This is a genomic window from Saccharothrix sp. AJ9571 (assembly GCF_021725495.1).
Classification (GTDB): Bacteria; Actinomycetota; Actinomycetes; order Mycobacteriales; family Pseudonocardiaceae; genus Amycolatopsis; species Amycolatopsis magusensis.
Genome location: NZ_CP091382.1, coordinates 5,293,942 through 5,320,801, shown reverse-complemented (window position 1 = coordinate 5,320,801; position 26,860 = coordinate 5,293,942). Strand labels below are relative to the sequence as shown.

The window sequence follows — 26,860 nt, the reverse complement described above, 5'->3', positions numbered from 1 at the left end:
TCTAGCCGACGCGCCACGCCGCGTCGCATCTTCCGCGTGCCTGCCGAGGGCTGACCTATGCTTCGGATCGCGTCACCGGGTTCCCGCCGCGGCAGGGGCAGGCGGCCACGGGCGACGGAGTGCCGCTCCGGGTGGCCAGCACGGACGAGGGGATGCCAGTGACACGATCTGGTGAGGCCGCACCGGCCGGGTCCGGGGCCGGCCTGTTCGCCGCCGGCGACGAGGTCGGCCGCGACCTGGCCGCGGTGGACTGGACGGCCACCCCGCTCGGCCTGCCGGAAACCTGGCCGCAGAGCCTGCGCACCGCGGTGAGCATCCTGCTGCCCTCCCGGTTCCCCATGTGGATGGCGTGGGGTCCGGAGCTGACCTTCTTCTGCAACGCCGCCTACCGGCGCGACACCCTGGGGCGCAAGTACCCCTGGGCGCTGGGCAGGCCCGCCGCCGACGTCTGGGCCGAGATCTGGACCGACATCGGCCCGCGGATCGAGACCGTGCTGACCACCGGGCAGGCCACCTGGGACGAGGCGCTGCTGCTGTTCCTGGAACGCTCGGGCTATCCCGAAGAGACCTATCACACGTTTTCCTACAGCCCACTGCGCGACGACACCGGCGCCGTGGTCGGCATGCTGTGCGTGGTCAGCGAGGACACCGAGCGGGTCATCGGCGAGCGGCGCATGGCCACGCTGCGCGACCTGGGTTCCGACCCCAGTGTGGTGCGCACCGAACACGAGACGCTGGCGTTCTCCAGCCGTCAGGTGGCCCGCAACTCGCGGGACTTCCCCTTCACCCTGACCTACCTGTTCGAGGAGGACGGCGGCGCGCGCCTGGCCGCCCGGACCGGGATGCCCGACGGGGACCCGGCCGCTCCGGCGACGCTGCCCGCGGACGATCCGCCGGCCATCTGGCCCGTGACGGCGCCTGCCCGGAGCGAGACCGCGGTGGTGGAACTCGGCACGCCTCCGTTCACCGGGCTGCCTCCCGGCGACTGGCCGGAGCCACCCTTGCAGGCGCTGGTGGTTCCGCTGCAGCAGCAGGGCGGCGCGCCCTACGGGTTCGTGGTGGCCGGGCTGAACCGCTACCGGCCGCTGGACGAGGGGTACCGCGGCTTCGTCGAACTGGTCGCCGGGCACCTCGCCGCGGGGATCGCCGGCGCCCGCAGCTACCAGGCCCAGCAGCGGCGCGCGGAGGAACTGGCGGAGCTGGACCGGGCGAAGACGGCGTTCTTCTCCAACATCAGCCACGAGTTCCGCACCCCGCTGACCCTGATCATGGGGCCGGTGCAGGACCTGCGCGACCGGCTGGCCGAATCGGACCCGCAGGCCCGCGCGGAACTGGACGCGGTGCACCGCAACGGGTTGCGGCTGGGCAAGCTGGTCAACGCGCTCCTGGACTTCTCGCGCATCGAAGCGGGCCGGATGCAGGCGAGCTACGAGCCGGTCGACCTGGCCGCCGTGACCGCCGAACTGGCCAGCGTCTTCCGCTCCGCGATGGACCGGGCCGGGCTGCGCTTCGAGGTCGACTGCCCGCCCTTGCCGGAGCCGGTGCACATCGATCGCGGCATGTGGGAGAAGGTGGTCCTCAACCTGCTCAGCAACGCGCTGAAGTTCACCTTCGACGGCTCGGTCACCATCTCCGTGCACGCCGCCGACGGCGAAGCGGTGGTCACGGTCGCGGACACCGGTGTCGGCGTACCGTCCGGGGAGATGCCGCGGTTGTTCGAACGGTTCCACCGCATCGAAAACCTCCGCGCCCGGTCCAACGAGGGCAGCGGCATCGGGCTCGCGCTGGTGCAGGAACTGGTGGGCCTGCAGGGCGGGACCATCACCGCCCACAGCACCGAGGGCGAAGGCACGCGCTTCACCATCCGCCTGCCGTTCGGGGCCGCCCACCTGCCCGCCGACGCCCCGTCACCCCCGGCGGTGGCCGCGGGAACCGCCAATCCGTACGTGCAGGAAGCGCTGCGCTGGCTGCCCGGCACGAAAACGGAGAGCCAGGAGCTGGTCGCCGGGGCCACGAACGCGGCCGGTCCGAAGGCACCCGCGACGGTGCTGGTCGCCGACGACAACGCCGACATGCGCGAATACCTCACCCGGTTGCTCGCGGGGGCCGGCTACCAGGTCCGCGCCGTGGCCAACGGCGAGGAAGCCCTGGCGGCGATGCGCACCCACGTCCCCGATCTGGTGGTCAGCGACGTGATGATGCCCCGCCTGGACGGCTTGTCGCTGGTGGCCGCGTTGCGGGCCGATCCACGCACGGTGGCGGTCCCGGCTCTGCTGTTGTCCGCCAGAGCCGGGCAGGAAGCGTCGATCGAAGGCCTGGAGGCGGGCGCCGACGACTACCTCGTCAAGCCGTTCGCCGCGGCCGAACTGCTGGCCAGGGTGCGGGCGAACGTGGAGCTGTCCCGCCTGCGCAACCACCACGCCCGCTGGCGTTCGGCGCTGATCGACTCGTTGCAGGAGGCCTTCTTCGTCTGCGACCGGCACGGCGCCGTGGTGGAGATCAACAGCGCGTTCACCGACATCCTCGGCTACGGCCCCGAAGGCCTGCCCTACGCCCCGGCCCACCCCTGGTGGCCGGACGCGGACGCCGACCCCGAGGCGCACCAGCAGGTGGCCGACGCCTTCGCGGGCCTGCTCGGCCAGTCCCGCGGCAGCGGCACCGTGCCGGTGAGCCACCGAGACGGCCACCGGCTCTGGGTCAGCGTCATGGTCAACTCCGCCAAGGACCCCGACACCGGGCGCACCGTGGTGGTGGGCACCTTCCGCGACGCCACCGCCGAGCACTACGCCATCCAGCGCGAGACCGCGCTGGCGGCGCTGAGCATGCGCCTGTCCGAGGCGGCCAGCCTCGCCGAAGCCCTGGCCGGAGCGCTCGAGGAACTCCGCGACCTCTGGCGCGCCCAGCGCGTGTCGGCCGCGATCTTCACCGACCGGGACGAGCCGTCGCTGACCAGTACCGACCCCGGCGCGTCCTGGGCGGGTCTGACCGCGAAGCAGCGCGCGAAGCTGACCGCGCTGCGCGAGCGCCCCACGCTGAGCCCGTCCGCGCAGGACCGCACCGGCACCGGGGTCACGCTGGAGCACCCGCGGGGGCTCATGGTGCTCTGGCTCGACCTGGACAGCCGCCGGCCCTTCACCGACCAGGACGAACTGCTGCTGTCCCTGCTGGCCGGGCACCTCGCCCAAGGGCTGAGCCGCGCCCACCAGCGGGATCAGCAACGCGAAACCGCACTGGCCCTGCAACAGGCGATCCTCGGCCCGTCCCGGCTCCCCAAGGGGTTCGCCGTCCGCTACGAACCCGCCGCCCGGCCGCTGGGGATCGGCGGTGACTGGTACGACGCCGTCCCGCTGGCCGACGGCCGCATCGGCATCGTCGTCGGCGACTGCGTCGGCCGCGGGCTGGAAGCCGCCGCCGTCATGGGGCAGTTGCGCAGCGCCTGCCGTGCCCTCCTGCTGCAGGAGGCCGGTCCCGCCCGCACCCTGATGGCACTGGACCACTTCGCCGCCGGCGTGCCCGGCGCCCTGTGCACCACCGTCTTCTGCGGCATCCTCGACCCGGGAAGCGGCCACCTGACCTACGCCAGCGCCGGGCACCCGCCTGCCATCCTCGCCCACCCGGACGGCACCACCACCCTGCTCGACCAGGCAGGCTCCACCCCGCTGGCCGTGCGGCCCGGTGCGCAGCGCCCCGAAGCGGAGTGCGCCCTGCCCGCCCGCGCCACCCTGCTGATGTACAGCGACGGGCTCGTCGAGCGACGCCGCCGCTCGCTGTTCGCCGGTATCGAAGAGGCGGGCCGAGCCGTGCAGGACGGCCGGGACACCTCGCTGGAGGACCTCGCCACCCAGGTGATGGAGCGGCTCTCCCCCGCCGGGGGCTACGACGACGACGTCGCGCTCCTGCTCTACCGGCACCCGGCCCCGCTGGAGGTGACCTTCCCCGCCGAATCCGCCCAGCTGGCGCCCCTGCGCAGAACGCTGCGAGGCTGGCTGCGCCAGTGCGGGCTCTCCCCGATGACCACCCAGGACGTGCTGCTCGCCGCCGGTGAGGCCTGCGCCAACGCCATCGAACACGGCTACCACGACACGACGGGCAACACCGTCCGGCTGCGGATCGAGACACTGGTCAACGACCTGTACCTGACCGTCACCGACACCGGCCACTGGAAACCGCCCGAACCGGAGGCCCACCCCCATCGCGGTCGCGGGATCGCCCTGATGCGCGCCGTGATGCGGCAGGTGACCATCACCCCGGGCCCGGCAGGCACCACCGTCGACATGCACCTGAGGATCCCCCGATGACCACACCGCTCACCCTCACCCCCGACCGGACCCCGGACGGCGCCACGGTGCTCAAAGCCGCGGGTGAGATCGACATGAGCAACAGCGACGCCCTCGCCGCCGCCCTCGACGACCTGCCGGGGCGGCTCGTGGTCGACCTCGCCGAGGTCGGCTACCTCGACAGCGCCGGGCTGAGTGTGCTCTTCGCCAGGGCCGAGCGCCTGGAGATCGTGATCAACCCGCTCCTGGCCTCCGTGGTCACCTACTCCGGCCTCGCCACCATGACCACCGTGCACGGCCTGGACCGCGACCCGAGCTAGCTCCCGGCCGGAACTTCGGCACCGTGCAGCCGGACGGCTTCGCTTTGCCACGAATGTGGCGCGGTGTCTAGCGGTGGTTGCAACTCCTGAGTGAGGAGGGGTTGTGATGGGTCGTCGGTTGTTGCCGGTGGGTGTGGTGGCGGGGTTTTGGGAGGGGGTGCGTGCGGGGTTGTCGGTGCGGGCGGCGTCGCGGGTGGTGGGCGTGTCGCACGAGACAGGGCGGCGGTGGTTCGCTCAGGCTGGTGGGGTGAGCGCGAACGCGAGGATTCCCCGGCCGGGGTCGGGCCGGTTTTTGAGCCTGGCCGAGCGGGAGGAGATCGCGGTGGGGATCGCCCGGGGTGAGTCCAACACGCAGATCGCCGCCCGGCTGGGGCGGGACAAGTCCACCATCGGCCGGGAGATCGACCGCACCGTGGGCCGGGTGCTGGGCACCGAACACGCCGGCACCGATGTGCGAGAACACTACCGGGCCTCGGTCGCGCACGAACTGGCCCGCGAACGCGGCAAACGGCCGAAACCGGCGAAACTGGCCGTGCACCGGCAACTGCGTGAGCAGGTCCAGGCCGGGCTGAACCAGAAATGGTCCCCCGCGCAGATCAGCGCCACCCTGCCCGAGCAGTTCCCCGACGACCCCGGCATGCGCATCAGCCCGGAAGCGATCTACCAATCACTGTTCGTCCAGGCCCGGGGTGCGCTGCGGCGGGAACTGGCCGCCTGTTTGCGCACCGGGCGGGCACTGCGGGTCCCGCGTAACCGGGCCCGCGCCCGCGCGCAAACCTCGAAACTGGGCCACCCGATCCCGATCTCCCAGCGCCCCGCCGAAGCCGCTGACCGCGCAGTACCCGGACACTGGGAAGGCGACCTCATCCTCGGCACAAACAACGCCTCAGCGATCGGGACCCTGGTCGAGCGCTCCACCCGTTTCGTCATCCTGCTGCACCTACCGGATGGTCACAGCGCCGAACAGGTCCGTGACGCGATGATCCCCGCCATCACCGCCCTGCCCCAGCATCTACGCCGCTCGCTGACCTGGGACCGCGGCAACGAAATGGCCCGCCACCCCGACATCACCCTGGCCACCCGGATGCCCATCTACTTCGCCGACCCCTCCAGCCCCTGGCAACGCGGCTCCAACGAGAACACCAACGGCCTGCTGCGCCAGTACTTCCCCAAACACACCAACCTGACGACCCACACCGCCGACGACCTCGCCCACGTCGCCGCCGAACTCAACAACCGCCCACGCCAGACACTGGGCTGGCACACACCAGCCCGATGCCTACGTGAACTACTATCCCAACCAACCTAAGTTGCAACCATCGATTGAGACCACCCCACATTCACGGCACCCACCTGTTCGCCCTGGCCTTGTCGCTGCGGGCTCGGCGGCCAGCCGGGCTCGAGGCAAGCGCCCAGCCCGCTTGACACGGCGACCCCCGAACGTCACCGTAGTTGTGGGAGCGCTCCCATAACGTTGCCTGTCCGGTGCGCCGGACACCGCGAAAGGAGTCCCATGCGCAAGGCCTTCAGAACCCTGCTGTCCGCGTGCCTGCTGGCCGCCGGCGCGGTCGTCGCCACGGCCGGGCCCGCTCAGGCCGACGTGACGATCTGCGACCAGTACGGCTCCACCACGATCCAGGGCCGCTACGTGGTGCAGAACAACCGCTGGGGCAGCTCGGCGACCCAGTGCATCAACGTCACCTCGAACGGTTTCCAGCTCACCACCCAGCAGGGCTCGGCGCCGACCAACGGCGCGCCGCTGTCCTACCCGTCGGTCTTCCTCGGCTGCCACTACAGCAACTGCTCCCCCGGCTCCACGCTGCCGATGCAGGTCAGCCGCATCCGCAACGCGACCTCCTCGATCAACTACCGCTACGCAGGCGGCACCTACAACGCCTCCTACGACATCTGGCTCGACCCCACGCCGAAGACCAACGGGGTGAACCAGATGGAGATCATGATCTGGTTCAACCGCCAGGGCCCCATCCAGCCGATCGGCAGCGTCGTGGGCACCACCACGATCGGCGGGCGCAGCTGGGAGGTCTGGCGCGGCAGCAACGGCGCCAACAACGTCATCTCCTACGTCGCGCCGTCGGCCATCACGTCGTGGTCGTTCAGCGTCATGGACTTCGTCAACGACACCATCGCCCGCGGCGCCATCACCAGTTCCTGGTACCTGACCAGCATCCAAGCCGGTTTCGAACCGTGGAACGGCGGCGTCGGCCTGGCCGTCGACAACTTCTCGGCCTCGGTCACCAGCTGACCACAGCGGTACCGGCGGGGTCCCGGATCGTGCCGGGACCCCGGGCTGGCCGAGTTGATCCGGCATGGCGGACTCGACGCCTCGCAGGCCGCGGCCTCAGCGGCGGCCTGGTTCCCGGCGGGTGGTCCAGGCGCCCGCCGCGAGCAGCGTGCCGATGAGCAGCAGGATCAGCGTTCCCCCGTCGAAGCCGCTGAGGAGTCCGATGAGGACGGACCACGCGATCACACCCCCGCCCAGCCAGCCGGGTACGCGTTCGCCGCGGCGGGTCAGCCAGGTGACCAGCGAGCCGAGCAGGAGCAGCGGCACGCCGAAACTGCCCACGCTGAACCAGAACGCCTCCGCCACGGCGAGCCGGTCGGCCGAGGGGATCAGCGGGATCACGTAGAAGAAGCCTTCGTCGGCGATCTGTGCCCAGACGTCCTGGCGCATCAAGGCGGAGACCACGGTGTGGAAGACGCCGCCGCACATCGCGAGGATCCCGCCCCACGCGGTGGGGCTGCGCCACCAGGTGCGCGAAGTGGCCGGTTCGGAACGGGTATCGGTGATTGCCATGTGCACCAGGCTGCGCCTCGCGCGGGCGCGGATCTTCGGCCGCGGGTCGAAAGCCGCTCCGCCGAAGTGATGAGATCGGCCTAGCCCGGACGGACGAGGCCGTTCTCGTAGGCGAAGATCACCGCCTGCACCCGGTCGCGGATCTCCAGCTTGGCCAGGAGGTGACCGACGTGCGTTTTCACGGTGGCCTCGGAGAGGAAGAGCCGCTGCGCGGCCTCCGCGTTGGAGTGCCCCTGGGCGATCTCCAGCAGGACGTCGCGTTCCCGTGCGGTGAGCCGTTTCAGCAGTGGAGAAGCGTCGCGGGCGACCTGCGCGGTCGCGAGGTGGTCCAGCATGCGGCGGGTCGTGGAGGTCGCGATCACCGCGTCACCGGCGTGGACGGCGCGGATCGCGTGGAGCACCTCGTCGGCCGAGGCGTCCTTGAGCAGGAATCCGCTCGCCCCGGCACGCAGTCCGGCGAAGGCGTACTCGTCGAGGTCGAACGTCGTCAGCAAGATCACCTTGGGCGCGTTCTCGCGGGCGGTCACCAGTGCGGTGGCCTCGACGCCGTTCATGCGCGGCATCTGCACGTCCATCAGCACCACGTCGACCGGTGTCTCGGCGAGCTTCGCCACCGCCTCCACGCCGTCGGCCGCCTGCACGACGATCCGGATGTCGTCGGTGGCGTCGACCACCATGGCCAGGCCGACGCGGACCAGCTGCTGGTCGTCGACCAGTGCGACGCTGATCGTCATTCCGAAGCTCCCTGCTCACCGACGCGGAACTCCGCGCGCACCCTGAAGCCGCCGTCGGCGGGACCGGCCTCGAACGTACCGCCCGCCGCTCGCACCCGTTCCCGGACTCCCCGCAGGCCGACACCGGCGCCGGGGACCGCCCGCCGGTCCTCGGTGTCCCCGCCGTCGTCCTCGACGGTGATCACCGACGCCTGCGGGGTGTGCGTGATGGTGACGGTGACCGCGGGGTGCGGGCCCGCGTGCTTGACGCTGTTGGTCAACGCCTCCTGGACCAGGCGGTACGCGGCCACGGCCGCACCCGGCGTCATCACCTCCGCCGCCCCCCGCTCGGCCAGGCGGACATCGACACCCGTCGCGCGCACCCGGTCCACCAGGGCCGGGATCCCGGCGAGCGAGGGCTGCACGGCTTCCCGGGGCGCGGCCTCCCGCAACACCTGCAGCGTGCCGCGCATATCGGTCAGCGCCTCCCGGGCGGTGTCGGCGATGACGGACAACGCCTGGGCCGCGCGGTCCGGCGACTTGGCGGCGATGGCGGAGCCGCCTTCGGCCTGGCGCACGATGACCGCCAGCGAGTGGGCGACGATGTCGTGCATGTCGCGGGCGATGCGCTGGCGTTCACCGGTCGCGGCCCGTTCGGCGGCCTCGGCGGTCTCCACGACCATGCGCCGCCGCCAGTCGAAGTGGAACCGGCCCACCGTCCAGGTGCCCGCCACGGCCGCGACCAGGGCGAGCAGCGCCAGCAGCAGCGTGAGCACCCCTGCGGGCAGCGCACCGAAACCCGTCGCCGTCCTCGCGGTGCACAGCAACGCTCCGGCCACACTGATGCCGAGGGCGAGCAGGCTCTGGCGCCAGGGACGCTGCGCGGCGACGGTGTAGAGGAGCAGCAGGTAGACCGCCGACGACGGGAGGAAGAACAGCGGGATCTCCATGTCGTCGGTCGCTGCCGCCAGGCCCAGCGCCGAGGGCCGGACCACCGTGTTCGGCAGCGCGACGGTCACCAGCATCGCCAGGCTGGCGAGGAGGAACGCGGCTTCGGTGGCGATCCGCCGAAGCGCGACGGTAGCGAGCAGCACGCACCCGCAGCCGCCTGCCACCCACCGCACCCAGGACTGCGACCTGGCCACCTCGAGGATGGCGAGCGACGGCGGCACCATGACCACCGCGACAGCCAGCGCGAGCAGGGCGTCCGGCACGACCGGCCGCGCCCGCATCCACCGATCGGCGCGGTCGGTCCAGGTCACGGCCTGAGCATAGACTCCGGCACCCGCCGGCCGGCGCGGCGTGACCGGGCGGCGACGGATCCGTCAAGCGTTGCAGAAGCGATGCGATACGGCGACACTGGTCCCAGCACGCACCACACCGGCACCGCAGGGAGATTCCATGGTCGATCACGGGGCTGTCTCACCGGAGTGGAAACCGCTGATCACCTTGCTGGAGACCATTCTCGGCCGCGTGTGGGAAGAACTCGAGCGCTGGGACCCCGTGTGCGTCGCGGTCACCGCCGGGCACACCGGCGAGTCCGGCCCCGCCGTCCCGGTCAAGCTGGCCGCACTGGGCGCCGGTGCGAGCTTCATCGACGCGCAGCTCGAGCACGGGGGCCCGGTCGTCGATGCCATGGTGTCCGGGGACCCGATGAGCACCGACAACGTGTGGGCCGAACCGCGCTGGCGCGCCCTGGCCCAGTCACTGCTCGCCGGACAGGCTCCCGGCCGGCGCGAGGTCTGGGCGGGCATCACCGGCATGGTGGTGGTCCCCAGCGGCTGGCACCACGGGGGCGGCGCCGCGTTGTCCTGCTGCGTGCCCGGCCCGGCGGCGGACCCGATCCTCGAGGTGCTCAACCGCTACGAACCGCTGGTGGCGGCTTCGTTGACCGTCGTGCACGCGTCCACTGTCGACGGTGCCGAAGACTCGCTGCGCATGCTGCGGTCGCGGGCGGTCATCGAACAGGCCAAGGGCGCGATCGTGGCCGCGACGGGCTGCGACGCGCACAGCGCCTGGCTCAGGCTGCGGACGGCCAGCCAGAACTTCAACATCAAACTCCGCGACATCGCCGTGGCCCTGATCGAGCACATCGGGCAGGCACCGGCCGAGCAGCCCGCCGGATTGCCGTCCATCCGTCCCGACGACGTCACCCGCGACGTGGCCCGGCGCACCTGGCGGGAGATCACCGGCCGGTGAACGCCCGTTCCGGCGACGGATGTGTAAAGCCGTGCCGGGCCGGGCACTCCTCTGCCAACAGTGATGCACAACCGTTGCAACATCGAAGAGGAGCGTGAGCCGCAGTGGGTTCGATCACCAAGTCGGTCGACGTCGAGGTGCCGATCGGGACCGTCTACAACCAGTGGACGCAGTTCGAGGACTTCCCGCAGTTCATGGAGGGCGTGGACCGCATCGAGCAACTCGACGACAAGCACACCCGCTGGGAGGTGTCCGTGGCCGGGGTGAGCAGGCAGTTCGAGGCGACGATCACCGAGCAGCACCCGGAAGAGCGGGTGGCGTGGACCTCGGACTCCGGCCCGAACCACGCCGGTGTGGTGACCTTCCACCGCATCGCGGACGACACCACCCGGGTCACCGCGCAGATGGACATCGATCCCGAAGGCTTCGTCGAGCAGGCGGCCGACAAGCTGGGGATCCTCGACCGCCGGGTCCAGGGCGACCTGGACCGGTTCAAGACCTTCATCGAGCAGCGCCAGCGTGAGACCGGCGCCTGGCGGGGCGACATCGAGCGCCCGTCCTGACCCGCTGCCGCGTGTCTCCATGGACTACGGACCGTGTGGACCCACCGGCCCGGTGATCGAGGCCGTGATGCACCGAGCCGGTGGGAGCTTTCCGGGATGACCGGCGCCGCCGCTGTGACCATGGAGTGAGGGGTGGCCACAGCGGCGACTCGACGGGTGCCCCACCCCCCACGCCGGGGCACCCAGCCCGCGGCTACTGGTCGGTGCCGGGCGTCAGGACCTCGTCGATGACGAAGACGGTGGCGTTCTTGGTGGGGATGTTGCCGGACAGCACCTTCGCGCCGTTCACGGTCATGTTCTCGCCGCTGCCCTCGATGGGGATTCGAAGCCGTCGCCGCCCCGGCTTGGTGGCGGCGGGAATTTCTTGCGCATCCGCCGGCCGGGGTTCGGCGAAACTTCGGCGGGTGACCTGGCCGGGGCGTACCCTGGAGGCCGGGGCGAGCACAACCAGGGAGCCCCACGCGGGCTGATCGGCGGATCCGATTCGCCAGGCGGGAGAGCCGGACCATCCAGACCGGCGGCCGTGCGGGTTTGTCCTTCGACTTCGGCGACCACGGTGGGTGCAGCGTGGTCCGGGTCGCCGGGGAACTCGACCTGCTCGAATACCCGCGGTTGCGGGACACGCTGCTCAAGTGCGCGGTCGAGCAGCCACCGGCGGTGCTCGTGGTGGTCGACGGGCTCATCGCGACGACCCCCAGCCTGCTGAGCGTGTTCGCCCAGGCCTGGAACCGGCTGTCCGACTGGCCGAACGTGCCGGTCTTCCTCGTCGCCACCGGCGAACCGATGCGCCGGGTGCTCCACGAGGCCTCAGTGGCCCGATTCGTCCCGATCTTCGACTCACTCGACGAAGCGGCGCGCGCGGTGGCGACGGAGCCCCGGCGCCGCTACACCAAGATCGCTTTCCGCCGGCTGCCGGGCACGGCCCGGCTCGCCAGGGACTTCACCCGGCAGGTGTGCCTCCAGTGGCTGCCGAAAGCCCCGATCACCCCCGACGCGCTGCTGGTGGTCAACGAGCTGGTCGACAACGTGCTCGTGCACACCGACTCCGAACCGACCCTGCGCCTCGAACTGCGGGCCAACCACTTCAGCATCGCGGTCGGCGATTCGTCGTCCGCCCCGGCCCGGCTGCGCGAGGTCACCGATGGCGCGAACGGCGGGCTCGGCCTGCTGCTGGTCGCGAAGCTGACGACGACCTGGGGCTGCACCCCGGCGCTCTCCGGCGGCAAGGTGGTGTGGGGGGTACTGGTCACCAATCCGCGGAGGCGGGCTTTCCAGCCGTTCTCCGTGTCCTAGCCACGATCGCGGGTAGCCCGATGGCATGAACACGACAGACACGACAGCAGGGAAGCCGTTCGCCGTGGTCACCGGCGCGTCCAGCGGGATCGGGCTGGAGCTGGCGAAGCAGTTCGCGAAGAACGGCTACGACGTGCTGGTCACCGCGGAAGACGACGAACTGAGCGGCGCCGCCGAGCAGGTGCGCGAGTTCGGGACGCGGGTCGACGCCGTGCGCGCCGACCTCGCCACCCCGGAAGGCGTGGAGAAGCTCGCCGACGAGGTGGCAGGCACCGGCAGGCCGGTCGCCGCGCTCGCGCTCAACGCCGGGGTCGGCGCCGGTGGGGCCTTCGTCGGGGACACCCCGCTCGAGGACCACCTGGCCGTGGTGGACCTCAACGTTCGCTCGACGGTGCACCTGGCCTACCGCCTGCTACCGCCGATGGCCGGCCGCGGTGCCGGGCGGGTGCTGTTCACCTCGTCGATCGCCGCCACTTCACCGGGCCCGTACCAGTCCGTCTACAACGCGTCCAAGGCCTTCGTGAAGTCGTTCGGCGAGGCGCTGCGGGACGAGTTGAAGGACACCGGGGTCACGGTGACCATCCTGATGCCCGGGCCCACGGAAACCGAGTTCTTCGATCGCGCCGGTATGCAGGACACCAAGCTCGCCGCGAGCAGCAAGGACGACGCCGCGGTGGTCGCGAAGCAGGGCTACGACGCGCTGATGGCCGGTAAGGACCACGTGGTCGCCGCCACGGCGAAGAACAAGGTGCAGGCCGCCGCGGGCAACGTGCTGCCGGACCCGGCGATCGCCGCGCAGCACCGGCGCATGTCCAAGCCCGGCTCCGCCGAGGAATGATCATTCGCGGCTCCACGGGAGGTGTTTCCGCGAAGCCGCTGGGTATCCGGTCGCCATGACAGCAACGCCTTTCGGGCCGGGTGCGCACTCCGGCGAGCGATCGATCCCCGCTGGCGACGCCGGGAGGGGCGCTCCCGAGCCCGAACCCGGCTTCGGCGTCGAAGGTGACCAGTCGACCGGGCCCGAGCAACCGGACACCTCCGAAAAGCCCGACGAGCCGGAGAAGCCGGACGAACCGGAGGCCCCGCGCACCGGGAGCTGACCGAGGGCGTAGTCGCCACGAAGGCCGCCTCCCCCTAAAGGGCGGGACGGCGGTTTTGTACCGATCGATTCAGAACGTGCTACGGTCCAGATCTGTACCGGTCGTTTCAAAATCGCAGGAGGTCAGCGGATCGTGGGACTACTCGAGGGCAAGACCGCGCTCGTCACCGGGGGCAGCACCGGGATCGGCCTGGCCAGTGCCGTACGGCTGGCGGCCGAGGGCGCGCACGTGTTCATCACCGGCCGCCGCAAGGCCGAACTCGACGAGGCCGTCGAGGCGATCGGCTCCGCGGCCACCGCAGTCGTCGGCGACATCTCGGACCTGGCCGACCTGGACCGGCTCTACGAAACGATCCGCGACCGGGGACGCGGCCTGGACGTCCTGTTCGCCAACGCCTCCGTCGCCTCGCTCGGGACGCTCGAGCAGGTCACCGAAGAGCACTTCGACCGGCTCTTCGGCATCAACGCCCGCGGCACGCTGTTCACCGTGCAGAAGGCGTTGCCACTGCTCAACGACGGCGCCTCGGTGATCCTGAACGGCTCCACCAACGTGGACGTCGGCGACGAGGGGCTCGGCGTGTACGCGGCGACCAAGGCCGCCACCCGATCGTTCGCCCGCACCTGGGCCAACGAGCTGAAGGGCCGCGGCATCCGGGTCAACACCGTCACACCCGGCCCGACCGACACCCCGGCCCTGGCCGCGCTCACCCCCGACCCGGCCGCCTTCCACCAGCACCTGTCGGCGCGCGTGCCGATGGGCAGGCTCGGGCGCCCGGAGGAGGTCGCCGCCGCCGTGGTCTTCCTCGCCTCGGACCAGAGCAGCTTCACCACCGGTTCGAGCCTGTACGTCGACGGTGGCCTGAACCAGATCTGAGCCGGACAACTACTGGAACCGGGCCACGAGCGACGCTCGACGCGGTTGGCCTGACCGGGACCTTCCGGGACGAAACCGGGGAACTGCGCTGGTAGCCACGTGAGCCGCCGCCCCCGACTTCCCGGCCGGGGGCGGCGGGCGGGGTCACCAGGGGACGACGCCCTCGTCGTCGAAGAAGCCGCCGCGTGGGCCGTCGTCGGGGAGGGTGGCGAGCCGGATCGCGATCGCGGCGCCCTGTTCGGCCGTCCGCGGCGCGTCGAACCCGGTGAAGTCGGTCGCGACATAGCCGGGGCAGGCCGCGTTCACGATGACGTCCGTGTCGGCGAGCCGGCGGGCGTACTGCGCCGTCACGCTGTTGAGCATCGACTTCGACGGCGCGTACGCGGCCATGATCGGGCCGGTCTGCAACGTCAGCGAGCCCATGTTGCTGGACATGTTGACGATGCGCGGCGAGGCCGCGCGGCGGAGCAGCGGCAGCATCGCGTTCGTCACCCGCACGACCCCGAACACGTTCGTGTCCAGGACGGTGCGGACGACATCGAGGTCGAGCGTCGTCGGGTCCTGCGCGTCACCGTCCATCCGGCCGGAAACGCCCGCGTTGTTGACGAGCACGTCGAGCCGTCCCGCCGTCTGTTCGAGGTGCGCCGCCGCCGCGGTGACGCTTTCGCCGGAGGTGACGTCGAGGGCCACGCCGAACGCGTCGACACCGTCAGCGAGCAGACGCTCGACGGCTTCCTTCCGCCTGATGTCGTCGCGCGCGCCCACCGCGACCGTGAAGCCGATCGCTCCCAGGCCCTGCGCGATAGCGAAGCCGATTCCCTTGTTGGCGCCGGTGATCAGCGCGGTTTTCGTGTCGTTCACCCCATCCATGCTCGGCGAGCCGCCCTCCTGGTGTCCAAGACCGATCCAGTACGCCGTGATACTCGTCAGGTATCAGGCGAGTAGCCTCGACAGATGACCGATCTCGAGACGCGCGAGCTCCGGTACTTCGTCGCCGTCGCCGAGGAACTGCACTTCGGCCGGGCCGCCGTCCGGCTCGGGATCGCCCAGCCACCGCTTTCCCGCGCGATCCGCCAGCTGGAACAGCGGCTCGGCGTCCAGCTCTTCGAGCGTGACCGGCGCGGAGCGGCGCTCACCGACGCGGGCCGGGTGCTGCTCCGCGAGGCCACAGCGGCGCTCGACGCGGTCGCGGCCGCCGCGCGCCGGACGCGGCGAGCCGGGGATTCGAAGCGCCCGCTGGTTCTCGTCACGAAAGCCGGCGCGTCCCACGAGTTGCTGCAACGGCTTCTCGACACCTCCGAGCGCGAACCCGGTGCGACACCGGTCGAAGTGCTGCTGTGCGAGGTCGGCGAACAGGCCGGATCGCTCCGGAACGGACGAGCCGACGTGGCCCTCATGCACCGGCCGTTCGACGACCTCGCCGGGTTCGACACCGAAGACCTCCACGTCGAAGGCCAGGTCGCGCTCCTCCCGGCGGGGCATCCGCTCGCCTCGCGCGATCAGCTCACGCTGGCGGAGGTCCGCGACGTGCCGGGCCTGCCGATCGCCCGCTGGCCCCGGCTCGACGGGTCCTATCCGGACGGTCCGGGGCCCGAGGTGCGCACCCAGTCCCAGCTCGCCCAGCTCGTGGCGCTCGGCAGGACGCTGCTCGTCATCCCGGCCTCCAGCCGTGCCTGGCAGTGGCCCGACCACGTCGCGGTGCCTGTCACCGACGCGCCGGACGTCACCACCGTGCTCGCTTGGCCGCCGGGTAGTCACTCCCCCGCGGTCGCCTCACTCGTCCGCTCGGCCGCCCGGCTCCGCGCTGCCTCCCCGACGGGTTGAGCGCCGACTTGCCGGAGTGCGTCCCCGAGGGCCTCGGTGCTGGTGATGCCGACGATCTCCCGGCCATCGTCGAAGACGAACCTCGGCACGGTGGTGACGCCTTCCCGCCGCGCCGCGGCCAATTGCGCACGTACTTCGGCGCTCCCCTCGTCGGAGGTCAGGAAGTCCCGCACCCGGCCACCGGCCAAGCCGACTCGCTCGGCCAACTCGGCGAGCTGCGCGTGGTCGGCGATGTTCACGCCGTCGCGGAAAGCGCGTCGTAGAGGGCGGTCGCCAACGCGGCTTGCACCGCGGGACCGTGCTCGTGCAAGGCGAACCACCGCAGCCGGTGCGCGGTCCAGGTGTTGACCGCGATCCCGCGGTCGAAGCGGTACTCGATCCCTTCACGGGCGCCGAGTTCGGTCATGTTCGCGAGCATCGCCTCGGCTTGTTCCGCACCGAACATCTCGACGACCGTGTCCACCAGCGGCCGGGGTTCCCCGGGCGCGTCGGGCGCGAGCTGGTACGGGAGGTGGACGAGATCGACGTCCGTACCAGCCGCCGCGCGGTGGAACTGGTGCGTGCCGAGGCGGCACCACGGGCAGGCGATGTCGTCGTAGACCGAGATCCGGATCGACGCGCTTTCGCGATCGGTGAAGGTGTTCATGCCGATAAGCGTCGCGGGGTTGGGCGTGCCGGAACCAGGCCGCGGTTTCCCTGGTCCTGGCAGGGCCAGGCAGTCGCGGAATACACTCGCCGTCGATGAGCGAGACAGAGCTGGGCGCGTTCCTGCGGGCGCGCCGGGAAGCGGTCGCGCCGGCCGCGGTCGGGCTCCCGGAGGGGAACCGGCGCCGCACCCCCGGGCTGCGCCGCTCCGAACTGGCCATGCTCGCCGACCTCAGCGTCGACTACCTCACCCGGCTGGAGCAGGGGCGCGACCGCAGCCCGTCCAGCCAGGTGCTCACCGCGCTTTCCGATGTGCTGGGACTCTCCCGCGACGAGCGGATCCACCTGTACCGGCTGGCGAAGACCACCGGCGGCGGCGCGTGCAGCGGGGCCGTCACGCCACCGCCCCGGACGGTGCGCCCGACCGTGCGGGCGTTGCTGGACCGGCTCGAACCCGCACCGGCACTGGTCACCAACCCGCCCGGCGACCTGCTCGCGTGGACGGCCGGGTTCGCGCGGCTCGCCGGACCGGCCGGGCTGCTGAAGGCCGACCCGCCGAACCTGGTCCGGTACGTGTTCACCGACCCGCGAGCACGCGAAACCCACCCGGACTGGAACGCCGTCGCCGACGAGCGGGCCGCCGCGCTGCGAGCCGCCGCCGCGCTCGGCGACCCGCACGCGGCCCTGCTCGCCGAGGAGCTGACGGCCACCGCCGGAGACCGCTTCCGCGACCGCTTCGAAGACTCGGCCACGCTGCCCACGCGCACCGGCGTCGAACGGTGGGCGCACCCGGAGGCGGGGGAACTGCGGCTGGCCTACGAAAGCCTGGGGCTGCCTGACCCCGACGAGCAGCGGCTGGTGGTGTACCTCGCTTCCGACGAGGCCACCACCACCGCCCTCGACCACCTCACCGCCGCCTCGGACACGGCGACCCGCTAAGCCTTACGCCGCTTCGCTGCCGATCTCCTGCAACCCGGCCAGAACCGGCGGCAACGGGCCCTGGTGCAGCACGCCGAGGCGCTGGGTGGCGCGAGTGAGCGCCACGTACAGCTCGGCCGCGCCGCGCGGGCCGTCGGCGAGGATGAGGTCCGGGTCGACCACCAGCACGGCGTCGTATTCCAGGCCCTTCGTCTCCGACGGCAGCACCGCGCCCGGCACGCCCGGCGGCCCGATCACCACGCTGGTGCCTTCACGGCCCGCCTCGTCACGGACGAACTCCTCGATGGCGGCGGGCAGTTCGTGCTCGGTGACCCGCCGGGACCACGGCTGCACGCCGCACGCGCGCACCGAGTCCGGCGGCTTCACCTCCGGTGCGAACTCGGCGAGCACCGCCGCCGCGATGCCCATGATCTCCGCCGGCGTGCGGTAGTTCACCGTCAGCGCCCGGTAGACCCAGCGGCCGGGCACGTACCGCTCCAGCATCGCGCCCCACGAGGTCGCCCCGGCGGCCGAGCGGCGCTGGGCGAGGTCGCCGACCACGGTGAAGGACCGGTTGGGGCAGCGGCGCATCAGCACCCGCCAGTCCATTTCGGACAGTTCCTGCGCCTCGTCGACCACGACGTGCCGGTAGGTCCAGCCCCGGTCCGCGGCGGCGCGCTCGGCGAGGTCACGGGTGTCGCGCTCGACGAAGCGCTCCGCCAGGTCCTCGGCGTAGAGCAGGTCCTTGGCCGCCAGCAGGACGTCCTCGTCCATCTCCTCCCGGTCCAGTGTCATCGTGTCCAGCACCTTGGCGGCGTACTCGGCCTCGGCCTTCCGCTCCCGCTCGGCGGTCTTGTCGACCGGTTTGTCCTCGCCGAGCAGGTCGGCCAATTCGTCGAGCAGCGGCACGTCCGACACCGTCCACGCGTCCCCCCGGGCCCGCCAGAGCGCCTGGTCGGCACCGGCCGCGCGGAGCCGTTCCGGCGACTCGTACAGCGACGCCAGCAGGGAGTCCGGTGTCAGCACCGGCCACAGTTCGGCGAGCGTGGCGGTGAACTTCGCGTCGTCGGCCAGTTCCAGCAGCAGGCCCGACCGCAGCGACTCCCACTCCTGGCGGTCGTCGCGGGTGAGCCAGCCCCGGCCGATCCGCGCGATCGCCCGTTCGGTGAGCACGTAGGTGATGGTGTCGGTGAACACCGCGCGGGCCTGGTTGTGCGGCAGCCCGCTCGCGCGCGCCTCCTCCCTCGCCCACTCCGCGGTCTCGGCGTCGATCCGCACCGTGACGTCCCTGAGCTGGATCGACACCGGCTCCGACGGCAACCGCCGGCGGTCCGCGACCGCCGCCGCGAGCACGTCCAGCACCTTCAGCGACCCCTTGAGCCGCGCGGCCTCCGGCGTGTCCTCGGCGGTGACGTGCCTGCCGGGCACGTAGTCGCCGGGCGTCATGAACACCACGTCGGACTCGCCCAGCGACGGGAGCACCCGCCCGATGTGGTGCAGGAACGCCGGGCTGGGCCCGACGACGAGCACGCCGTGGCGTTCCATCCGCTCCCGCTGGGTGTAGAGCAGGTAGGCGACCCGGTGCAGCGCCACCACGGTCTTCCCGGTACCCGGGCCACCTTCGATCACCAGCACCCCCGGGTGCTCGTGGCGGATGATCTCGTCCTGCTCACCCTGGATGGTCGCCACGATGTCGCGCATGCCCTCGCCGCGTGGCGCGTTGACCGCCGCGAGCAGGGCGGCGTCCCCGCCCTCGGCCCCGCCGGGGCGGCCGAACACCTCGTCGGTGAAGCCGGTCACCTGACGGCCGCGGGTGTGGAACTGGCGACGCCTTCGCATGTTCTCCGGGCGCGCGCCGGTGGCGACGTAGAACGCGCGCGCGGCCGGTGCCCGCCAGTCGAGCAGCACCGGTTCGTACGCGTCGTCCTCGTCGAACAGGCCGATCCGGCCGATGTAGGACGGTTCCCCGGACACGCTGTCCAACCGGCCGAAGCACAGCCCGTTGTCCGCCACGTCCAGCCGCTTCGCTTCCTTGGCCCGCGCGCGCACCGCGACGTCGCGTTCCATGGCCGTCTCGCCGGTGCCCCGCACGGCGGCGGTGTACTCCGCCTTCACCCGTGCGCGCTCGGCGTCGAGCCGCGTGTAGAGCCCGGCCACGTAGTCGCGTTCGGACCGCAATTCGTCTTCGTACCCCTGAGTTGACACAAGCCCCTCACTGCGCGCCGTTTTCGTCCCGTCCACCCTTGCCGGGCTCTCCGGCGAAACCACCGTTTCGCGGACCGGCTGATTCTCAGGCACGACCGGGGGCTTGCCGCAAGCCCCGGGGTGCGCTATAAGTTGGATGTGGGAGGGCGTGTGCGCCCTCTTTTTTTGTGCCCGCGGGGTCAGGGTGCCCGCTCGTGTCCGCTCGTGTTCGCCGCAGAGGCCGATCAGGATGCCACGGAGTCGAGCAGCCAGTGGTAACGGAGACGCAAGGCCCGTTCCACGGCGGAAAGAACACCGGCGACGACCATCGCGATGTTCGCCCAGACGGGAAGGCGGATCGGTGAGGTGAAAGTGCCGATGTGCTCGGGCACCTCAGGGATCCGCGTGACGCCCTCCATGCCTTTGAGGAGGCCGACGGAGAGCACTACCAGCAGGATGGCGACAGCCACCACGCCGACAACGGTGCTGGTGCGGGGAAATCGCTGTCCGAACCGCGCCCGGAGTCCTTCCTGTGAACGCCGATGCGGGCGCAGCGTGTGCTCATCGCCGTCTTCGGAAACGAAGTGCATGCGCTTCAGCCCGAACGGGCTGGTGGCGACCTCGATGACGCCACCGGGTACGGGGAAGGTCGCCGGGAGGTTGGAGCGGTAGAGCTGCACACCGTCCCGGTACAGCGCGGCCGGGCTCTTCCCGCTCGCACTTTCGTGCTGTCTCTTGGTTTTCGCGTCGATGAGGTACCGGACGTCGACCGCGTAGGCGTGGCTGTTCCCCGAGGGTTCGGTGAGATCGAGGAAGAACAGCGAGCGGGAGAAGACCTGCCAAAGGCGGTAATCGCCGAGCGCGCTCCCGTCGCCGGGCCTGACCCTGCCCAGTTGCCAGCGCCGCTTGAGCTCTTTGACCATGCGGTCCAGTAGAAACGCTGCCCTCGGGGCACAGTCAAGCCGCCACCCCCGAACCCCACACTCACGCACCCGAGTTCCACACTCAGGCACCCGAGTTCGACATTCGGGCCACCGAGTTCCACGTTCGCGCAGCTGAGTGCGACGTTCGGGTAGCCGGATCCCACGTTGGAGCGGGCGAGGTCTCCGATGGTGTGGCTGAGTTCCGGGTTCGCGCGGCCGACCACAGTTGAGCAGCGGAGCCACGTCCGGTGGGACGTCGCACGCGGAAGCGGTCGCCCGCCCGTCCGTCGAACGCGGCGCATCGGCGAAACGAGGATCTTCCGACCGCCTCGAACGAAGTCCACAAAGGACATTCAGGTCGCCAAGGGAATCACCACCCGCACGGGAGTTCTCGTTGCTCTCCCACGAAGTCTTCCGGTGGAAACCGGGCTCGGCCTACGATCACCCCGGCAAGGCCGCGACCGCGTGAGCGCAGACGGCCGTCGGCTCTTCTAGTACTGGGGTGGCTGGTCGATGACGGCGGTAAGGGCCGGTCGCGCGCTGCGCGGCCTGGGTTTGGCAGTGCTCGTCCTGCTCAGCAGCGCGACCGCGGTCGACGCGGCACCGCCGCCGGTCGGTGGCGGTGACCGGCCGAAGCAGCAGGCACCACTGGCCGAGACGCCGAAGCCGACCAGCCCGGAGATCCCCGAGCCGCCGGAACAACCGTGGGCGGTGGACGGCCGCGGGGTGTTCAGCGACGAGATCGACATCGAGGTGCCCGAATTCCGGGAGATCACCCCGCGGCTGTCACTGTCCTACGAGTCCTCGGGCGGCAACGGCTGGTTCGGCGTCGGGTGGGAACCGACCGGGGTCAGCCGGGTCGAGCGCGCGGGAGCGAACCGGGGCGCGCCTCGGTACGACGCGTCGGACGTCTTCCTCGTCGACGGGGTCGAGCTGGTGCCGTGCGCCGCGGGCAGCGCCAGCCCGAGTTGCACGACCGGCGGCACGCACTCCACCAAGACCGAGCGGTACCTGCGGATCGCGCTGACCGGCACCGGGGCGGCCAGCCGGTGGACGGTGACCAGCAAGGACGGCGTCCGGCGCGTGTTCGCCCCGGTGTTCTCCGCAGGCACCGAGGTGTTCCGGTGGGGGCTCAGCGAAGTCGCCGACACCTCGCACAACACCGTCACCTACCACTGGAACGCGGCCCAGCTCGACTCTGTCACCTACAACGGCACCGCGGTCGAGTTCCACTACGAGGCCCGCCCGGACGTCGACCAGAGCGCCACCGGCAACGGCGGCCTGCTCGCCGTGCCCACCCGGGTCAAGACCATCGACGTGACCGTCGGCGGCCAGCGCCTGCGTGCCTACCAGCTCGGTTACACGGTCAGCGGCGCCACGGCCCGGTCGCTGCTGACGAGTGTGCGCCAGTTCGGCCGCGACGCCGTGCTGGACGCCTCGGGCACCGTCACCGGTGGCACCGCGCTGCCCGCGCTCACCGCCGCCTACCGGCCGGGCGATCCGGTGCTCGCCGCCGGGCACCACGACGCCGCGCTGGGGTCGAACGCCAACATCAGGTACCTGCCGATGGACATCAACGGGGACGGCCGCGGCGACATGCTGGAGGTCTACCCGAACGGTCTCGCCTACCACCGCCGCAGCTGGGTCTCCGACGGCACCGGCTTCACCCTGGCCGCCGACGAGGGCGGCATGGCGATGAGCGCGGACTCGAAGCTCCTGCCCGGTGACGTCAACGCTGACGGCAGGACCGATCTGATCGAGATCTACCCCAACGGCCTGGGCTGGGGCAGGCGGGTGTGGACCTCCACCGGCACCGGCTTCACGCTCGCCTCGACCGGCTCGGCCCACGGCCCCAAGAGCGACAACTCGCGGTTCCTGCCGCTGGACGTCGACGGCGACGGCCGGTCGGACCTGCTGGAGCTGTATTCCTGCGGCTTCTTCCCGGTGCACTTCTGCCGCGCCACCTGGCTGTCGGACGGCACCGGATTCACGCTGGCCTCGCACGAGACGGGCATCCCGTTCTCCGCGGACCGCCAGTTCCACGCCGCCGACGTCAACGGGGACGGCAAGGACGACTTCGTCGAGCTGTACTCGGCGTGGGGCTCCGCGGGCGGGCGGCGCATCTGGCTGTCGAACGGGACCGGCTTCACCGCCGGTGCCGTGGACTCGGGCATCTCCTGGAGCGCCCCGAAGGCCGACGGCGCGGGCAGCCGGTTCACCGTGATGGACGTCAACGGCGACACCAAGGCCGACATGGTCGAGCTCTACCCGCTCTTCACCACCTACACCCGCCGGGTGTGGCTCTCCACCGGCTACGGCTACACGCTCACCTCGACCGACACGGCCATGCCGTCCGCCAGTTCGGCCAAGCACCTGCCCGTCGACGTCAACGGCGACGACCGCGTGGACCTGGTCGAGGTCTCCCCGTACGGGTTGTCCTCGCGGCGCCGGATCTGGCTGTCCACCGGCACCGGTTTCACCGCCGGCGCGACCGACACCGCGATGGGCAGCTTCACCTGCTCCGACAAGGGCCACTGCGGCACCGACTTCCTCGACCTGGACGTCAACGGCGACGGGCTCTCCGAGGTGGTGGAGCTGTACTCGATCCCGTTCGGCTTCAACCGCGGCAGGCGGGTCTGGAGTGCCGGCGCGGCGGTGCCCGACGTGCTGACCTCGCGGGCCAACGGGTGGGGCGGCACGACTTCGGTCGCCTACACGCCGTCCACGGCGTGGCCGAACACCGGCAACCCGCCGATCACGCAGACCGCGACCGCCGTGACCACCGACGACGGCCGGGGCGGCACGGCGACCACCGGCTACACCTACGCGGACGGCCGGTACGACCGGGTGGAACGGCGGTCGCTGGGTTTCCGCTCGCGGAAGGAGATCCAGCCCTGCATCGCGGGTGAGACGGCCTGCCCGACCACCGAACGGCAGTACCGCCAGGACCTGGCCGCGTTGTTCGAGCCCGAGCGCGTCGAACGCCGCGGCGGTGACGGCGCGCTGCTCACCTCGACGGTCCACGAGTACGCCACCACCGGCACGCTGCCCAGGACCGCGGTCCGCACCGCCACCTGGGAGCAGGTCCACACCGGCCCGGCCTGCCCCGGCGCGGACTGCAAGCGCAGGCACACGACCCGGCAGTACAACACCTATGGCGAGCTCACGCAGGAAACCGAGCACGGCGACAGCGACGTGCCCGGTGACGAGCGCACGACGGTGACCGCGTTCGTGCCCAACACCTCCGCCTACATCGTCGGCGAACCCGCCTCGGCTACGGTGTTCCAAGGCATCGGCGCCACCGGCACCCGGCTCGCCGAGACCCGCACGCACTACGACGGCGCGGCGACCGCGGACCAGCCACCGTCCGCCGGGCTGGACACCGCGACGGCCCACTGGCTGTCCGGCACCGGCGCGTTCGCGGTGACCGGCAAGGAACGCGACGCCTGGGGCAACGTCACCGCCGAGATCAACGCGGTAGGTGCCCGCAAGACCACCACCTACGACGAGGCCCACCACCGGTTCGCCGTCTCGGAGACCAACGCGCTTTCCCAGACCACGGCCAAGGAATGGGACCCGGTGTGCGGAGTTCCCACGCGCACCACCGACCTCAACGGCCAGGCCACGACCCTGACCTACGACGCGCTGTGCCGGCTCGTGGAGAAGGCCGAACCGGGCGGCCGGTTCGAACGGCACGCGTGGGTCGACGTCGGCAACGCCGCCGTGCAACACGAACTGATCGAGCGGCCCGCGGCGGACGGCACGGCGAACCCGCGGTGGAGCAGACGGCACCTGGACGGCTTCCAGCGCGTCTGGCGCACCGTCGACCGGGGACCGGACGCCGCCACCGGCGACATCCACCTCGACACCGCCTACACCGCCCGCGGGCGGATCGCCTCGAAGACGGCCGCCTACTACCGGGTGGCGGGCCAGCCGCAACCGGCGACCCACCAGACGACCTACGGCTACGACCCGCTCGACCGGCCGTCCCGCACCACCTTCCCCGACGGCGCACAGCAGACCAAGAGCTACGGGCTGTGGTCGGTGACCAGCACCGACGAACTCGGGCGCACCCACACCGACCGCTTCGACGCCCACGGCAAGCGCGTGGCCCGCGACGAAGGCGCCGGGACCGCCGTCTACGCCTACGACTCACGCGGGAACCTGGAGCGGTCGACCGATCCGCTGGGTCACAGCATCACCTACACCACCGACTCACTCGGCCGCCGGACCCGGATGACCGACCCCGACGCGGGCACGTGGACCTACGAATACGACCTCGCCGGGCGGCTCACCGCACACACCGACGGCAAGGGCCAGCGGACGACGTTCGGCTACGACGCGCTCGACCGCAAGACCGGCAAGACCAGCCGTGCGGGCACCGCGGACGCCGTCACCGTGACCTGGGCCTACGACGAGCCCCGGGACGGGTTCTTCAACACCGGCAGAATCACCACGACCGCGGACCCCGCGGGCTCGAAGACCACCGACCACGACGCGCTCGGCCGCGTGGTGCGGACCGTGCGCACCACCGGCGGCACGACCTATGCCTTCCACCACGGCTTCGACCCCGAAGACCGTCCACTGTGGACGACCTATCCGGACGGTGACGCGCAGGGCACGCCGGCGGATCCCCTGCGGTACGACGGCGCCGGGCGGCTGTCGTCGATCCCCGGTTACGTCACCGCCGCGCGTTACACCGCCGACGGCAAGCCGACCCGGATCGAGAACGCCAACGGCACGGTGACCACCCGCACCCACGACCCGGACCGCGGCTGGCTCGACGACGTGTCGACGCTGCACGGCACCACTGCCGTGCAGGACAACTCGTACACGCGCGACGGCAAGGGCCTGATCACCGGCATCACCAGCCCGTTCCCGGACGAGTCCTGGACCTACGCCTACGACGACGCGGACCAGCTCGTCTCCGCCACCAGCGGCACGGACCCCGCGCTGAACCAGAGTCTCGCCTACGACGCCGCGGGCAACCCCACGTCGAACTCCCGGCTCGGCGAGTACGCGATGGACACCGTTCGCCCGCACGCGGTGAGCACCGCGGGCCCGAACGCCTACACCTACGACGCGGCGGGCCTGATGACCTCCGGCGCGGGCCGCACCCTGGCCTGGGACGGCGACAACCGCCTGACCTCGGTCACCCGGGCCGGGGTCACCACGACCTTCGCCTACGACGCCGACGGCGAGCGCGTCCGACAGGTCGAAGGCACGATCACCCGCCACTACGCCGGTGACGACTTCGAGGCGACCGCGGGCGGACCGGCGACCAAGTACATCTCGCTCGCGGGCACGCTGGTCGCCCGTACCGACGGGCCCACACGGCTGTGGGTGCACACCGACCACCTCGGCTCGGTCCAGGCGATGACCGACGCCACGGGCGCCGAGGTGCACCGCAAGCAGTACCGCCCCCAGGGCGAGGTCCTGCGCACGGCCGGGCCGCTGTCGTACGAGCCCCGCGGTTTCGCCGCCCAGCGCCACGATTCGACCGGGCTGCTCTACCTGCACGCCCGCTACTACGACCCCGAACTCGGCCGCTTCCTCTCCCCCGACGCCATCGTCGACGGCGAGGCCAACATCGGGCTCAACCGCTACGCCTACGCCGCCAACAACCCGGTCAACAACCGGGACACCACCGGCCTGGAGTGCCAGAAGTCCGGCTCCGGCAAGGACGGCGGCGGGAACTGCAAGGAGGAGAGCGGGATCGCCGGCTGGGTGAAGGCCGTCGCACGCAAGGCGGCCGAGGTCAAAGTGGACCAGTTGGCCGAGATCGGCCTGAAGCACCTCCTCAAGGTCAAGGTCTTCCCGGTGTCCAACGCCATCGTCTCCACCGAGAAGGCCTGGCAGGAGCAGAGCCAGGCGGTGGACAAGCTGAACGCGGAGTACCCCAGGCTGCCGCCGCTGGACCCGGTCCGCAGCGGCATCCACCGGGTGTCGACCTTCGTCACCTCGCTGGCCTGGAACTTCGCCGACAACGCCGCGTTCAACCTCCCCGGCACCATCAAGTACGGCATGGACTACGGGCGGTGGCGCAATTTCGGCCGGGAGGCCGGCGAACCGGAACCCGACGTCAACGTTCCCTTCCTCGGTCAGATCACCGGCTGCCGGGTGGGCCTGTTCTGCTGACGCCCCCTCCTCGGCGGTGTGGCCGGTTGTTGCCGCCAGGGGACCGGTCCCCTGGCGGGCTGCCTAGGCTCCGTC

General features: G+C 71.3%; 19 protein-coding genes and 2 pseudogenes. 13 read left to right on the top strand and 8 right to left on the bottom strand.

The genetic code is table 11. The features are described 5' to 3' along the window. Nucleotides 1-158 precede the first annotated feature (158 nt). The 4 genes from L3Q67_RS24555 (at nt 159) to L3Q67_RS24540 (ending at nt 6,860) form a co-directional block, all read left to right on the top strand. A complete protein-coding gene (locus tag L3Q67_RS24555; protein ID WP_499183824.1) occupies nt 159-4,298 on the top strand; it encodes a SpoIIE family protein phosphatase in 4,140 nt (1,379 codons plus the stop codon). Next, the gene (locus tag L3Q67_RS24550; RefSeq protein ID WP_499183823.1) at nt 4,295-4,597 is read left to right on the top strand and encodes an STAS domain-containing protein; all 303 of its coding nucleotides are present in this window, start codon (nt 4,295-4,297) and stop codon (nt 4,595-4,597) included. Before L3Q67_RS24555 ends, L3Q67_RS24550 begins: the two co-directional genes overlap by 4 nt. Before the next feature lie 106 nt (nt 4,598-4,703). Then, nucleotides 4,704-5,906, top strand: a complete 1,203-nt coding sequence (locus tag L3Q67_RS24545) for an IS30 family transposase (protein WP_499183822.1) — start codon at nt 4,704-4,706, stop codon at nt 5,904-5,906. Nucleotides 5,907-6,110: 204 nt separating this feature from the next. Beyond that, nucleotides 6,111-6,860 carry a glycoside hydrolase family 12 protein gene (locus L3Q67_RS24540; RefSeq protein WP_499183821.1) on the top strand — a complete coding sequence of 250 codons (750 nt, stop codon included), beginning with the start codon at nt 6,111-6,113 and terminating at the stop codon, nt 6,858-6,860. Between the two features lie 96 nt (nt 6,861-6,956). Here L3Q67_RS24540 and L3Q67_RS24535 read toward each other — a convergent pair whose 3' ends face one another. The 3 genes from L3Q67_RS24535 to L3Q67_RS24525 form a co-directional block, all read right to left on the bottom strand. Then, entirely contained in the window at nt 6,957-7,412 is a 456-nt protein-coding gene (locus L3Q67_RS24535) for a DUF6463 family protein (RefSeq protein ID WP_499183820.1), read from the bottom strand. Nucleotides 7,413-7,492: 80 nt separating this feature from the next. Further along, nucleotides 7,493-8,146, bottom strand: coding sequence for a transcriptional regulator (locus L3Q67_RS24530; protein ID WP_499183819.1), 654 nt, complete (start codon nt 8,144-8,146; stop codon nt 7,493-7,495). After that, a complete protein-coding gene (locus L3Q67_RS24525) occupies nt 8,143-9,387 on the bottom strand; it encodes a sensor histidine kinase (protein ID WP_499183818.1) in 1,245 nt (414 codons plus the stop codon). Before L3Q67_RS24525 ends, L3Q67_RS24530 begins: the two co-directional genes overlap by 4 nt. Nucleotides 9,388-9,526: 139 nt before the next feature. Here L3Q67_RS24525 and L3Q67_RS24520 point away from each other — a divergent pair, with 139 nt between their 5' ends. Further along, nucleotides 9,527-10,324 (top strand): ANTAR domain-containing protein, encoded by a 798-nt coding sequence (locus L3Q67_RS24520; protein WP_499183817.1) that lies wholly within the window; start codon nt 9,527-9,529, stop codon nt 10,322-10,324. A gap of 104 nt (nt 10,325-10,428) precedes the next feature. Continuing rightward, nucleotides 10,429-10,887, top strand: a complete 459-nt coding sequence (locus L3Q67_RS24515) for an SRPBCC family protein (RefSeq protein ID WP_499183816.1) — start codon at nt 10,429-10,431, stop codon at nt 10,885-10,887. A 193-nt stretch (nt 10,888-11,080) separates the two neighbouring features. Here the strand turns inward: L3Q67_RS24515 and L3Q67_RS24510 are convergent. Beyond that, nucleotides 11,081-11,209 (bottom strand): annotated as a pseudogene (locus L3Q67_RS24510) (fasciclin domain-containing protein); the annotation flags it as partial. A gap of 209 nt (nt 11,210-11,418) precedes the next feature. Between L3Q67_RS24510 and L3Q67_RS24505 the strand changes: the two are divergent. The 4 genes from L3Q67_RS24505 (at nt 11,419) to L3Q67_RS24490 (ending at nt 14,153) form a co-directional block, all read left to right on the top strand. Continuing rightward, entirely contained in the window at nt 11,419-12,180 is a 762-nt protein-coding gene (locus L3Q67_RS24505; RefSeq protein ID WP_499183815.1) for an ATP-binding protein, read from the top strand. 25 nt (nt 12,181-12,205) lie between these two features. Next, nucleotides 12,206-13,018, top strand: coding sequence for an SDR family NAD(P)-dependent oxidoreductase (locus L3Q67_RS24500; RefSeq protein ID WP_499183814.1), 813 nt, complete (start codon nt 12,206-12,208; stop codon nt 13,016-13,018). Nucleotides 13,019-13,073: 55 nt separating this feature from the next. Next, on the top strand, nt 13,074-13,280 hold the full coding sequence (locus L3Q67_RS24495) for a hypothetical protein (protein WP_499183813.1): 207 nt from the start codon (nt 13,074-13,076) through the stop codon (nt 13,278-13,280). A gap of 132 nt (nt 13,281-13,412) precedes the next feature. Next, a complete protein-coding gene (locus L3Q67_RS24490; RefSeq protein ID WP_499183812.1) occupies nt 13,413-14,153 on the top strand; it encodes an SDR family NAD(P)-dependent oxidoreductase in 741 nt (246 codons plus the stop codon). 144 nt (nt 14,154-14,297) lie between these two features. Here L3Q67_RS24490 and L3Q67_RS24485 read toward each other — a convergent pair whose 3' ends face one another. Further along, nucleotides 14,298-15,023 (bottom strand): SDR family oxidoreductase, encoded by a 726-nt coding sequence (locus L3Q67_RS24485; RefSeq protein ID WP_499183811.1) that lies wholly within the window; start codon nt 15,021-15,023, stop codon nt 14,298-14,300. A gap of 84 nt (nt 15,024-15,107) precedes the next feature. Here L3Q67_RS24485 and L3Q67_RS24480 point away from each other — a divergent pair, with 84 nt between their 5' ends. Next, nucleotides 15,108-15,977, top strand: a complete 870-nt coding sequence (locus tag L3Q67_RS24480; protein WP_499183810.1) for a LysR family transcriptional regulator — start codon at nt 15,108-15,110, stop codon at nt 15,975-15,977. Here L3Q67_RS24480 and L3Q67_RS24475 read toward each other — a convergent pair. Next, nucleotides 15,908-16,623 (bottom strand): annotated as a pseudogene (locus L3Q67_RS24475) (DsbA family oxidoreductase). The gene L3Q67_RS24480 and the pseudogene L3Q67_RS24475 overlap by 70 nt on opposite strands. Nucleotides 16,624-16,718: 95 nt before the next feature. Here L3Q67_RS24475 and L3Q67_RS24470 point away from each other — a divergent pair. Further along, nucleotides 16,719-17,561 (top strand): helix-turn-helix transcriptional regulator, encoded by an 843-nt coding sequence (locus tag L3Q67_RS24470; RefSeq protein WP_499183809.1) that lies wholly within the window; start codon nt 16,719-16,721, stop codon nt 17,559-17,561. 3 nt (nt 17,562-17,564) lie between these two features. Here the strand turns inward: L3Q67_RS24470 and helR are convergent, their stop codons facing one another. Continuing rightward, nucleotides 17,565-19,745, bottom strand: coding sequence for a helicase domain-containing protein (gene helR, locus L3Q67_RS24465; RefSeq protein WP_499183808.1), 2,181 nt, complete (start codon nt 19,743-19,745; stop codon nt 17,565-17,567). A gap of 224 nt (nt 19,746-19,969) precedes the next feature. After that, nucleotides 19,970-20,647 carry a hypothetical protein gene (locus tag L3Q67_RS24460; protein ID WP_499183807.1) on the bottom strand — a complete coding sequence of 226 codons (678 nt, stop codon included), beginning with the start codon at nt 20,645-20,647 and terminating at the stop codon, nt 19,970-19,972. A gap of 513 nt (nt 20,648-21,160) precedes the next feature. On the opposite strand from L3Q67_RS24460, the gene L3Q67_RS24455 reads away from it, so the two are divergent. Beyond that, on the top strand, nt 21,161-26,785 hold the full coding sequence (locus L3Q67_RS24455; RefSeq protein WP_499183806.1) for an RHS repeat-associated core domain-containing protein: 5,625 nt from the start codon (nt 21,161-21,163) through the stop codon (nt 26,783-26,785). The last annotated feature ends 75 nt before the right edge of the window (nt 26,786-26,860 follow it).

What these genes read in the sequence shown, in the direction of transcription:
- L3Q67_RS24550 (WP_499183823.1), top strand. Translation starts at nt 4,295, where the DNA reads ATGACCACACCGCTCACCCTCACCCCCGACCGGACCCCGGACGGCGCC.
- L3Q67_RS24545 (WP_499183822.1), top strand. Translation starts at nt 4,704, where the DNA reads ATGGGTCGTCGGTTGTTGCCGGTGGGTGTGGTGGCGGGGTTTTGGGAG.
- L3Q67_RS24540 (WP_499183821.1), top strand. Translation starts at nt 6,111, where the DNA reads ATGCGCAAGGCCTTCAGAACCCTGCTGTCCGCGTGCCTGCTGGCCGCC.
- L3Q67_RS24535 (WP_499183820.1), bottom strand. Translation starts at nt 7,412, where the DNA reads ATGGCAATCACCGATACCCGTTCCGAACCGGCCACTTCGCGCACCTGG.
- L3Q67_RS24530 (WP_499183819.1), bottom strand. Translation starts at nt 8,146, where the DNA reads ATGACGATCAGCGTCGCACTGGTCGACGACCAGCAGCTGGTCCGCGTC.
- L3Q67_RS24520 (WP_499183817.1), top strand. Translation starts at nt 9,527, where the DNA reads ATGGTCGATCACGGGGCTGTCTCACCGGAGTGGAAACCGCTGATCACC.
- L3Q67_RS24500 (WP_499183814.1), top strand. Translation starts at nt 12,206, where the DNA reads ATGAACACGACAGACACGACAGCAGGGAAGCCGTTCGCCGTGGTCACC.
- L3Q67_RS24495 (WP_499183813.1), top strand. Translation starts at nt 13,074, where the DNA reads ATGACAGCAACGCCTTTCGGGCCGGGTGCGCACTCCGGCGAGCGATCG.
- L3Q67_RS24485 (WP_499183811.1), bottom strand. Translation starts at nt 15,023, where the DNA reads ATGGATGGGGTGAACGACACGAAAACCGCGCTGATCACCGGCGCCAAC.
- L3Q67_RS24480 (WP_499183810.1), top strand. Translation starts at nt 15,108, where the DNA reads ATGACCGATCTCGAGACGCGCGAGCTCCGGTACTTCGTCGCCGTCGCC.
- L3Q67_RS24470 (WP_499183809.1), top strand. Translation starts at nt 16,719, where the DNA reads ATGAGCGAGACAGAGCTGGGCGCGTTCCTGCGGGCGCGCCGGGAAGCG.
- L3Q67_RS24460 (WP_499183807.1), bottom strand. Translation starts at nt 20,647, where the DNA reads ATGGTCAAAGAGCTCAAGCGGCGCTGGCAACTGGGCAGGGTCAGGCCC.
- L3Q67_RS24455 (WP_499183806.1), top strand. Translation starts at nt 21,161, where the DNA reads ATGACGGCGGTAAGGGCCGGTCGCGCGCTGCGCGGCCTGGGTTTGGCA.